Source organism: Limnospira sp., from assembly GCF_051859755.1.
In the GTDB taxonomy this organism is placed as follows: domain Bacteria; phylum Cyanobacteriota; class Cyanobacteriia; order Cyanobacteriales; family Microcoleaceae; genus Limnospira; species Limnospira fusiformis.
On sequence record NZ_JBIMLI010000155.1, the window covers coordinates 1 to 10,836 of the forward strand.

General features: G+C 49.4%; 5 protein-coding genes. All 5 read left to right on the top strand.

Going from position 1 to position 10,836, the window contains the following annotated elements; all coding sequences use genetic code 11:
* The first annotated feature begins 110 nt into the window (after positions 1-110).
* Positions 111-467, top strand: a complete 357-nt coding sequence (locus tag ACTIE0_RS20385; protein ID WP_006624446.1) for a hypothetical protein — start codon at positions 111-113, stop codon at positions 465-467.
* Between the two features lie 570 nt (positions 468-1,037).
* A complete protein-coding gene (locus ACTIE0_RS20390) occupies positions 1,038-2,138 on the top strand; it encodes a calcium-binding protein (protein ID WP_439516964.1) in 1,101 nt (366 codons plus the stop codon).
* Positions 2,139-2,328: 190 nt separating this feature from the next.
* Positions 2,329-7,359, top strand: coding sequence for a tetratricopeptide repeat protein (locus ACTIE0_RS20395; protein ID WP_006668716.1), 5,031 nt, complete (start codon positions 2,329-2,331; stop codon positions 7,357-7,359).
* A gap of 55 nt (positions 7,360-7,414) precedes the next feature.
* The gene (locus ACTIE0_RS20400) at positions 7,415-8,038 is read left to right on the top strand and encodes a Uma2 family endonuclease (protein WP_006668717.1); all 624 of its coding nucleotides are present in this window, start codon (positions 7,415-7,417) and stop codon (positions 8,036-8,038) included.
* The coding region (locus ACTIE0_RS20405; RefSeq protein WP_439516965.1) for a tetratricopeptide repeat protein at positions 8,028-10,836 on the top strand (2,809 nt) is incomplete at its 3' end. The genes ACTIE0_RS20400 and ACTIE0_RS20405, both read left to right, overlap by 11 nt.

Sequence of the window (10,836 nt, forward strand, 5' to 3'; positions counted from 1 at the left end):
TGTTACCTTAACGGGTAATAGTGCTATCGTCGCATTGTCAGGCAATAGCCGGATAAATGTCGCGTAAATGTATCAGGTATGATTACAGTAGTTGTTGGAATCTGATAGTCATGATGAAATTAACACCTTTGAAATTTACCCTAGGTTTGAGTATTTCTGCGATCGCTACTTTCGGCTTCGGGTCTGCGGTTCAGGCAGCACCGGAATTAATCGCCCAAGCCACCATTAATCCCCTGCAAGATTTTGATAGTCGTAATAGCACTACCGACTCCTCCAATACCCTTAATCAGCGGACATTGTTTGATATTCTCCACAGTGTCCAGCAAGGTCGGTTTGATATGAATGGGGAATTCATCCAAAATCAACAAAATCAAAATATCCAAGATGCGGCGGCGGAATTTCGCCAAAGACAACGCCAGGCGATCGAACTTCAACCCAGCCTAGAACCCACGGCAGAAGTTGAGTAAAACCTATTGGGGAGGGGTTGTAGAGAATTAATCGCCCTATTTAATGATTAATTTGACCACAGCCTCCCCCGATGATATTAGACATTGATAAATTATCTGTGATTCATCCATTTTACAAAAACTTCTCATTCTGGCTAAATCCTTTACAGTAGCTTGATGATATCTAGCATTTTTGGGGAGCCTCAAACCACAACTTCCCCTGGAAAAGGGCTTACCATGGGGAACTATGATTTTTCCGCCAAGTGTAACAGTCAAAAATAGACCTGGTATTGATATATCATAAGAATTCAACCGAACTGTCAGGATTATCGGTCAAAGAGCATGAACCAAATGTCATCGCCATATTATTGACAATAGCTAATGTAGCTGTTACACTTGTTTTGTGATATGAAAACCCGAAGAGCATGATTTGCCTCTCTAGTTTGCATGAGTGGAAATGGCTGATTCTGGTTTCTATTATGAACACTTGCACCGCCACATAATAGGGTGATTGAGCAATCTAGTGGTTGGTTATGTGATTGATTTTTAATTTTTTGACCACAACCGTGTATCTAACAGGAATGAATTACCATGACCGCCGAATTAATACCTAACCCCACACAGCCCGAAAGTAGCAGGCCCAACCCGAATGCGATCGATGGTGGCTTAATCATCGAAGGGTTTATGAACCAGGAGAACCGCCTCATAGGTACCGGAGGTAGTGATTTGATCACTGGTGGGGACCTGAATGATGTGATATATGGGGGGGACGGGGGCAATAATACCCTATCTGGAGGTGCGGGAGATGACCTAATTTATGGTGGTCAGGGAAATGACATCATCTACGGCGGGGAAGGTAAGAATACAATCTCCGCTGGAGAAGGGAATAACACCCTATTGGGAGGTGCGGGAGATGACCTCGTTTATGGTGGTAAGGATGATGACATCATTTATGGGGGTAAGGGCAGTGACACAATCTATGCTGGAGAAGGCAATAATCTGCTGTTTAGTAACCTGGGAGATGACCTCGTGTATGGTGGTCAGGGAAATGACATCATCTATGGAGGTCAGGGAGATGACATCATCCACGGCGGGGAAGGCAATAATACCCTGTTGGGAGATAAGGGTAATGACCTAATTTATGGTGGCACTGGTAACGATACTATTTACGGTGTCGAAGGTAATAACACCATACTTGGTGGACCTGGAAATAACCTGATTTTTGGTGGTAAGAATGATGATGTTATCCATAGCGGTAAAGGGGATAACACCGTTTATGGTGGTCAGGGGAACGATCGCATTTCTGCCGGGAAAGGTAATAGCCTTCTGACCGGGGGTAAAGGATCTGATACCTTTAGCTTAGTTTCTGGTAACCCCGATAAGTCCTTCAGCATTCAAGAATTGTTTGGACTCGACACCATCACAGATTTTACTGTGGGTGAAGATCGCATCCAATTAGATGCGGATATTTTTGATGCCTTGGGAGGGGCGGGAAACCTCGCTGATAGTCAGTTTACCACAATTGCCAACTTTGATCCGACTAATCCCACTAATACCGGAGGGGCTAACCTAGTTTATAATTCCACCAGTGGCGTTTTGTACTACATTGACGGCACTGGACAAGCCATTCCGATTCTGAATTTAGGAGAAGGGTTAGATGACCTCGACTCCGACAGCTTCGATTTAATCTAGTAGCTGGCTGGGTGCTAGGTGGAGATATTTTTCTTAACTGAAATTACCATATTTTTAGCAATGTATTAAGATTTATGAAATTTTGCCGGATAATAGTGGGGGTAGTTTAGGCTACATACGTGGCTGTTAATTTAACTAATTATTAATTGTGAAAAAAGTAAGTATTTATACACACAAAAAACGATGAATTATGAGGATTAGTAACCAGTCAACAAACCAACCATCCCCAGCGGCTCAGTCCCTAGCCGAGCGAGGTTTATGGTGTCAGCAGCAGAAAGATTATGGGAAGGCGGTAGATTGGTATAAAAGGGCGTTAGAGGTTTATTTTCCTTGGGCGGAGGTACATTATAATCTGGGATTTGTCTTAGAAAAATTGGGAGATGTAGAGGATGCGATCGCCTGTTACCGTCAAGCGATAATCCACAAGCCGAACTACACCAACGCCTATTATAACTTAGGGTTAATCCTACAACAGTCAGGGCGAGAAATCGAAGCGATCGCCGCCTATCAAAGCGCGATTTATCTGGAACCAGAAACCCCCATGCCTTATAGCAATTTAGGGGGTATTTTAGTAGGAAGAGGGGAATATCAAACCGCCTTAGAGATTCTCGGAGCCGCCCTCAAAAAGTGGCCGCAGACAGCCAGCCTCCATAATAACCTCGGTCGATCGCTATTAGGAAAACAGGATGGGGATAGGGCGATCGCCGCCTTTTTAAAAGCCGTACAACTGCAACCGGACAGTGCCATAATTCAACATAACCTAGGGAAAGCCCTGCAACAACAGGGAAGCCATATAGCCGCCCTAGAGTGCTTCCAAAAAGTGTTAAGCCTAGCGCCAGAATTTCCGGGTATCCATAGTGATTTAGCCTGGTCTCTGATGGAATTAGCAGATTTTCCAGAAGCGATCGCCCATTTAAAAGAAGCCATTAAAGGGCAGGAATTCCTGTTAACCGCCTATATAACCCAAAGTGAAAACCAAAGCGTTGACGGCAGTTTAGGAGAAGCCCAAAAAGCCTGCGCCCAGCTACTACAAGCACTCAACCAAAACGATATATCCGTGAGTGTGATCAAACTAGCCCAAACCTACTTTCACTTAGGTCAAGCCTTAGCAGAATACCAGAACTTTGGAGCGGCCGAACAATACTATCAAAAAACCCTGAAACTGCAACCAGACTTCACCGGCGCCCATTTAGCTTGGGGAGACATTCTGAGGGAACAGGGTCGTATCAAAGAAGCCCAAAAACATTATAACCAGAGTTTAGAACTATTAACCGCCGAACCGGAAACCAACCCACCCCTATCTCAACCCATTCCCGACCTACCAGAGTTACCCCCGGCTGACCCCGACCTACCAGCCTGTCAGGGATTAGACTGCCATCCTTGCCTAAAGCAGATTATAGAAAACTTTTCCCCCCAACAGGTAGGCAGCCATCAATACAAATTGAAACCCCCAGCGCCCTTACCTTTATGGAACATCACGGGAAACGTGACCATTTTACCCCAGGGGCGGGCGATTGTTGATCCGCGTCGCAATTGGTGGAAAGTCTGTAACGCCACCGCCATAATTAACGCGGAAGGGGAGATGCTGCCGCCATTTTCCCGATTTTATCCTACCCCCTTACCAGGTTGCCGTAACCATGACCCTCGCCGCCACCCAATTTTTGCCAAGGATGGACTCACAGAAGCAGAGGCGATCGCCGGAACTGTTGCGGTAGTATCAGGAATATCGGGTAGTGTTTACTTTCACTGGATGGTTGACGTACTGCCGCGATTAGAAATTTTGCGACAGGCTGGCTACAATTGGCAGGATATCGATCGCATTGTAGTGAACAGTATCCGTCACCCCTTCCAACGAGAAACCCTGCAACGGTTAGGTATACCAGAATCCCAAATAGTCGAAAGCGACATTCACCCCCATATCCAAGCAGATCAGCTTTTAGTTCCGGATTTTGCCGGACCCGTAGGCTATCCACCACCGTGGGTGTTAGCTTGGCATCGTCGGACTTGGCTACAGGAGGAAACCGCAGGGGTTAACCTTAACTCAGAGGGCTTTCTGGAACTCTCTGACCCACAGAAATCTAAATTAGGTGATGAAAAACCACCAAAGCTCATCTATATCAGCCGTCATAGCGCCAAATATCGGCGGTTGTTAAACGAAGAGGCGATCGCCTCCCTATTGCAGCAGCGGGGATTTACCACCATCAACCCCGAAACCCTATCTGTAGCCCAACAGGCTCAAGTATTTTCCCAGGCGAAAGTCATTGTCGCATCCCACGGTAGCGGGTTAACCAATTTAATTTTCTGTCAGCCTGGAAGCACCATCATTGAACTCATGTCTCCCCACTACATTCGGCCTTACTTTTGGGGGTTAAGTAGGCAAGTGGGACTCCATCACTACTACATCACCGGAGAAGCCTTAGACTGCTATCCCCTCCGACAACTGATGTATCCTACTGCCTTAACAGAAGATATCTGGATTAACCCAGAGACCTTGCTAGAGTTGCTAGATTCTATACTCGCCACCGATACAGCCAGCCTCCCGACTTCTAGCCAGAAAAATGATCTCACCCAGCCATCAATGTCTAAGGTTACTATGATCAATTTTCCCAATTTAAGCGAAACCGCCCTAGCCGCCGGGTTTCAGAAACAAGCTGAATTTCATCTCCAAGGGGGTGACATTGATGCAGCCATAGCCGCTTGTGAACAGGCCCTTCACCATGACCCTAATTCTGCCATCACCTGTCAATTGTTGGGTAAAGTTTGGCAACAGCGGGGCGATGAATATTGGTCAAGATATTGGTATCAAAGGGCGCAGGCTCTTGGTTATAGGGAATCTGTGGTTGAGAGGAAAGACCCCCCCCAACCGGAAAGCCCAACTCAGGGGAAACCAGAGATTCCTCAAGCCCCAGAGGAGCCACCATCGGATATGGTGGCACAGGTAGAAGCGAATTTGCAGGAAAAACAATTTCAGCAGGCTTTGAGTCTGTGTCAGCAGGCTCTGGCATTAGACCCGGAGGCGGCGAATATTTACCCCCTGTTGGGTAAGGCTCTGTTGGGGTTGAAACGATTATCGGAGGCGGTGGCTGCTTTTGAGAAGGCGGTGCAGTTGAACCCCGCAGATGCCACAATTCACACGAATTTGGGAAGTCTCTATGCTCAAATGCAACGCTGGGAACAGGCGGTAAAATGCTATGAAAGGGCGATCGCTCTCCAACCGAACTTGGTAGCCGCTCATCGGAATTTGGGTAAAGTATGGCAGAAGTTGGGACAACCTCAGCAAGCCCTTAGTTGTCGATATCAGGCTTTGATTTTGCAGCCAGACCAGGGGGAAGCCTCGGAGTTTTTGGCGGTGGGTAATAGCCTTTTACAAGGTGGCAGACTCCAGGAGGCTGAGGTGTGTTATCGCCAGGTGGTCAGGCGATCGCCCCACGATTCCCAAGCCTATCACAATTTGGGGGAGGTTCTCTCCGCTCAAGGTTTGTGGTCCCAAGCGGAAGCCGCCTATCGGCGCGCGGTGGAGTTGCAACCGGACTCTTTTGAATCTCGCAATAGTTTGGGACAAGCACTGGTGGCTCAAGAAAAGTGGGATGATGCGATCGCCTGTTATGGTCGCGCCCTGGAACAAAATCCCCGCCTGTTGATGGCTTTGGAAAATTTGTCTAAGGCTTTACGCCATAGTAACAAGACCTTACCTCCTAGTCAGGGGCGTTGGTTAAGTTTGATTGCTGGGCGACAAATACCCGAAGAGTTGCCACCGCCAGGGGGTGGGGCTTTTGCGCCGCCAGATGTAGATGTAGCCTTGGAAAGGGCCACCGAGTTATATCAGCAAAAACGCTATCAGGCTTGCGTCCAGCAGTGTCAGCAGGTGGTGCAGTGGCGACCGAGGGAAGCCAGAGCATATAGTCTCTGGGGGAAGGCTCTGGTGGGTTTGGCGGCTTATGGTAAGGCGCTACGCTGCTATCAACAGGCGATCGCTTTGGAACCGAAAAATGGCCTATGGCATCAGGAGTTAGGGGAATTGTGTCTGCAAGTGCGACGCTACCCAGAGGCGATCGTCAGTTTACAGGAAGCTGTCAAATTAAAACCCCATCCCCGCATTTATCGCAGTCTAGCCAGCGCCTGGGGAGCCTTGGGTAAAGAAGCTGAGGCTTTGGACTGTTTGTTTGAAGCTATCCAGGCGAAACCGGAACTGGCTTCCCTGGGGGAATGTTTGGATTTGGCTCAGGGGTTATGGCGTAGGGGGCAGAAAACTCAGGCGATCGCTTGTTATCAGGTGGCTGTTACTACCCACCCCCACAGTGCTAAGGCTCATCAACAGTTAGCCGAAGCCCTCTATCATTTAGGGCGACAGGGAGAGGCGATGACCTATTATCGTCGCGCATTTGAGTTAGCCGAACGTCGGGAACCTACACCCCCCCGACAAGTTCAGCCACAACGACCTTGGTGGGAGCGTTTTCCCGGTTTCGGTTGGCTGAGAGGGAACCGCAGAAGGCTTCCTATAGGGGAAGATTATAAATCTCCGTTACCTACTTCCCACCACCAGATTTTACCCTCTCCACCCGTCGCGGTTTTGCCCCCGGTGCAATCTGTGAGTTCCCCGACAGCAGACACCCAGAAACCTCCTCAGCGGCGGGTAGAAGAACCTGTAACCCCCCCAAATCACATCCCTATGGGGGGGGTGGCTTCTGCATCACCACCCGGTCAAGGAGGCTGGGAAGAGGCGATCGCTTCCGCCACAGGGGAAAATTGGCAGGGCTGTGTTGATATTTGTCGCCACCTGCTCGAGAGGGAACCGGAACGCCTGGAGGTGTTGCAGCTATTAGCCCAGGCTCTGGAAGCCTTGGAGCAATGGTCTGATGCCGCTGGGGTCTACCAAAAAGCGGTGGCTTTGGATCCTGAACATGGGGAAATGTGGGTGCATTTGGGGGATGTTTATGTGGTTATGCAGGCTTGGGAGCAGGCGATCGGCGCTTATCAAAAGGCAGTGGCTCTGGCTCCCGATTTGGTCTCAGTTTGGGAGGTGTTGGGGAACCTGGAGTTGGGACGAGAAAATTGGTCCGAGGCGGCGGAAATTTATCGCCGGGTGCTGGAGTTGCATCCCAACAGTTGGGAGGTTTATCATAAGTTGGGTGATGCTCTCCAGGAGTTGGGTCGCATTGATGAGGCGATCGAAGCCTTCCGGCGGGCCACGGAGTGCGCCTCGGGAAAGGCAGGGGGATGAGAATGATTAAAATTTGTAAAAGAATGAAAGCGATCGGGTTTTATGAGGTAAAATTATGGTAATTGTTTTCCATGTAAAATATACCATAAATTTGGAGGAGTTTTTAGACCTTCCGGAAACTCAACCTGCGAGTGAATATCTGAAAGGAGAAATCACCCAGAAACCGATGCCTCCAGGAGAAAATAGCACCTTACAAATCCGTTTAGGGACGGTTATTAATGAGGCTTTTTTACCCCCAAAGTTAGCTCATGCCTTTACCGAGTTATGGTGTGACTTTGGCGGACAGTCCCTCGTAACCGATATCAGCGTTTTCACTTGGGAGCGCATTCCCCGAACTGAAAAAAGGAGAATTGCGAATGGCTTTGAAGTTCATCCAGATTGGGTTATTGAAATTTTATCTCCCGAACAATCAGCCAATCAAGTGATCAGAAAAATCATGTTTTGTCTGAGTCAAGGAACACAGTTGGGATGGTTGGTCGATCCGAAGGATGAATCGGTGATGATACTGAAACCGGACTCATTTCCGGAAGTTAAACTGGGAGAGGATATTTTGCCGGTTTGGGAGCATCTCAAAAAGTTTCAGCTTTCAGCACGAGAAATGTTTGCTTGGTTAAGTCTTGACAACAGAGAACCGAATCGTTCAATTAATCTAAAATCATCAAATTCCCATGACGATTGATAAAAGCTCACACATCCCATTCCGTCGCCGCCTCGATACTCGTCCAGTCAAGCCGCGTCTAACATTAGCGGAAACTCACTGGAAGTTGGGGAAAGCTTTGGCTTTACGAGAAAAATGGTCAGAAGCAGCGATCGAATTGCGACAAGCGATCGCTTTAGACAACGACTGGGTGGAACCTCAACGAGAGTTAGGCCGGGTTTTGGTGCAGTTATCCGCCTGGGATGAGGCGGCGGGGGTGTTGCGGGGGGTGGCGGAAGAGTCGCCGGAGGACAGTCAAACCCGGCATTTGTTGGGGGATGCACTCTCCAAGTTGGAGCGGTGGGAAGAGGCGGTGGAGGCTTATCGGGGTGCGATCGCTCTTGAGCCGGATTTTGTCTGGTCTCATAATAACTTAGGAGATGCGCTGCGACAGTTGGAGCGGTGGGAAGAGGCGGCGGAGGCTTATCAAAATGCGATCGCTTTAAAAGGGGATTTTGTCTGGTCTCATAATAACTTAGGAGATGCTCTCTTCAAGCTAGAAAGATGGGATGAGGCGGCGGAGGCTTATCAAAATGCGATCGCTTTAGACAAAGACTCACTGATACTTCAGCGAAATTTAGGTAAGGTTTTGGTGAAGTTATCAGCCTGGGAAGATGCGGTGACCCTGTGGCAACAGGTAGCGGAAAAGTCCCCAAACGATAGCGAAGTTTGGCATCTGTTGGGGGATGCTTTGTCGGGGTCAGAACGATGGTCAGAAGCGGTGGCAGCCTATCAAAATGCGATCGGTCTTAACCCGGAGTTCTCTGGCTCTCATAATAACTTAGGGGATGCTCTCTTAAAGCTAGAGCGATGGTCAGAAGCGGCGGAAGCCTATCAAAATGCGATCGGTCTTAACCCGGAGTTCTTTTGGTCTCATAATAACTTAGGGGATGCTCTATTAAAGCTAGAGCGATGGTCTGAGGCGGCGGAGGCTTATCAAAATGCGATCGGTCTTAACCCGGAGTTCTTTTGGTCTCATAATAACTTAGGGGATGCTCTATTAAAGCTAGAGCGATGGTCTGAGGCGGCGGAGGCTTATCAAAATGCGATCGCTTGGCGGGATGATTTACCCTGGTCTCACTACAATTTAGCCGAAGCATTGGTCAAGTTGGAGCGGTGGGAAGCAGCAGTTAAGGCTTATAAAAGGGCAATGGAAATTCAGCCTGATTTGCCTTGTATCTATGAAAAGTTAGGGGATGCACTCCGACATCAAACTCAGATAGATTCTCAAGAAATTTGTCAAGTTTACCACAGAGCAGTTGAACATAATCCCACGAATTTACAGGTTTATTATAAGGCATTAGAAGTCAACCCCAAAGATGCTAAAATGTCTTTAAAATTGGCGGATGCTTTCAGAAGTCAAGGTCAGTTAGATCAAGCCGTTACATTTTATAAAAACACTTTACAACTAACCCCTGAAGATGTAGATATTCAAGTTTTGGCTTTGCACCGACTAGGCAGTATTTCGCAAAATCGTGGGCATTTAGAAGAGGCTTTGGGGTTATATCGTCGCTGTGGGGAGTTGAGTCCGGGGGTAGACTCTGGCTTGGCTCTGGCTGAGGTTTTGGAGAAGTTGGGGCGGTGGTCAGAGGCTTTAGACCAGTATCGCCAAGTCGTCCTGGAGTTTGGGGAGTGCGGTCCGGCTTCCTTGGGTTTGGGACGCGCTTTGGCCGAGTTGGAACGTCCCCTTGAAGCCGTAGTCGAGTGCCGACGGGCGGTGAAATTGGGGGTGGAAGCGCCGGAGGTGCATCGGCTTTTGGCTGAGACTTTGGTGGAGTTGGGTCGCTGGTCAGAGGTGGTCGAGCATTGGAAGTGGCTGCTGGAGCGCTATCCGGGGGCGGTTCATTGGCGGCGGCGGTTGGCTTTGGCTTTGATGGGATTGGGTCGCTGGACAGAAGCTGCCGCCCAATGGGGAGAATATTGGCGGGTGGCTCCGGGGTCGGGTCGGGGTCGGGTGGTGGATTTTCGACCCCAGAAGAAGACTCATGGGGAAATTGACCACAGTCAGGAGTTGAGTATTACGGGGGATTTGACGGTCGAGTTTTGGCTGTATTTGAGAGATTGGCCGAAGAGTTGGACGGATATTATCTCTAAGTTTGTCAGCGACGAGCAAAATGAGTTCTGCTTTCGGTTGAAGGATGACCAGAAGGGTCAGTGGTATTATGGCAAGGGGGACGGTTGTTCTACATCGATTAACTGGGTTCCCCAAGAGGATATGAGGCTGCATGAGTGGGTTCATGTGGCTTGCGTGCGGAAGGTGGGGCAGTATGGGCGCATTTATTTTAATGGGGTTCTCCGGCGAGAGAAGGATTGGAGCCGGGAGTCGGAGGCTGTGGGGACTGAGGCTCCGGTGCGGTTGATGGGAAGTCCGCAATGGCAGCGGTTTCACGATGGCAAGTTGTCGGAGGTGCGCCTGTGGAATCGGGCTAGGAGTGGGGATGAGATTCGCGAGGGAATGTGTGAAGGTCTGACGGGGGAAGAACCGGGGCTGGTGGGGCTTTGGCATGGGGATGAGTCGGACGAGGGGGTTTTGGTGGATGCCGTGGGTCATCATCACGGCAGATTGGTAATGGCAGCGGATGCTGGGAAGGAGCGTCCTCGGGTGGGGGTGTGCGGTTGGGAGTTGTCCCATAATGCTGCGGGACGTGCCTATACTTTGGCGCAGTTGTATGGGGGTTTTGCTGAGGTGGAGTTGATTGGCTGTCTGTTTCCTAAGTACGGGGGACAGGTGTGGGAGCCGATTCGGGGGGGCGAGATTCGTTGTCATACGATACGGGGTG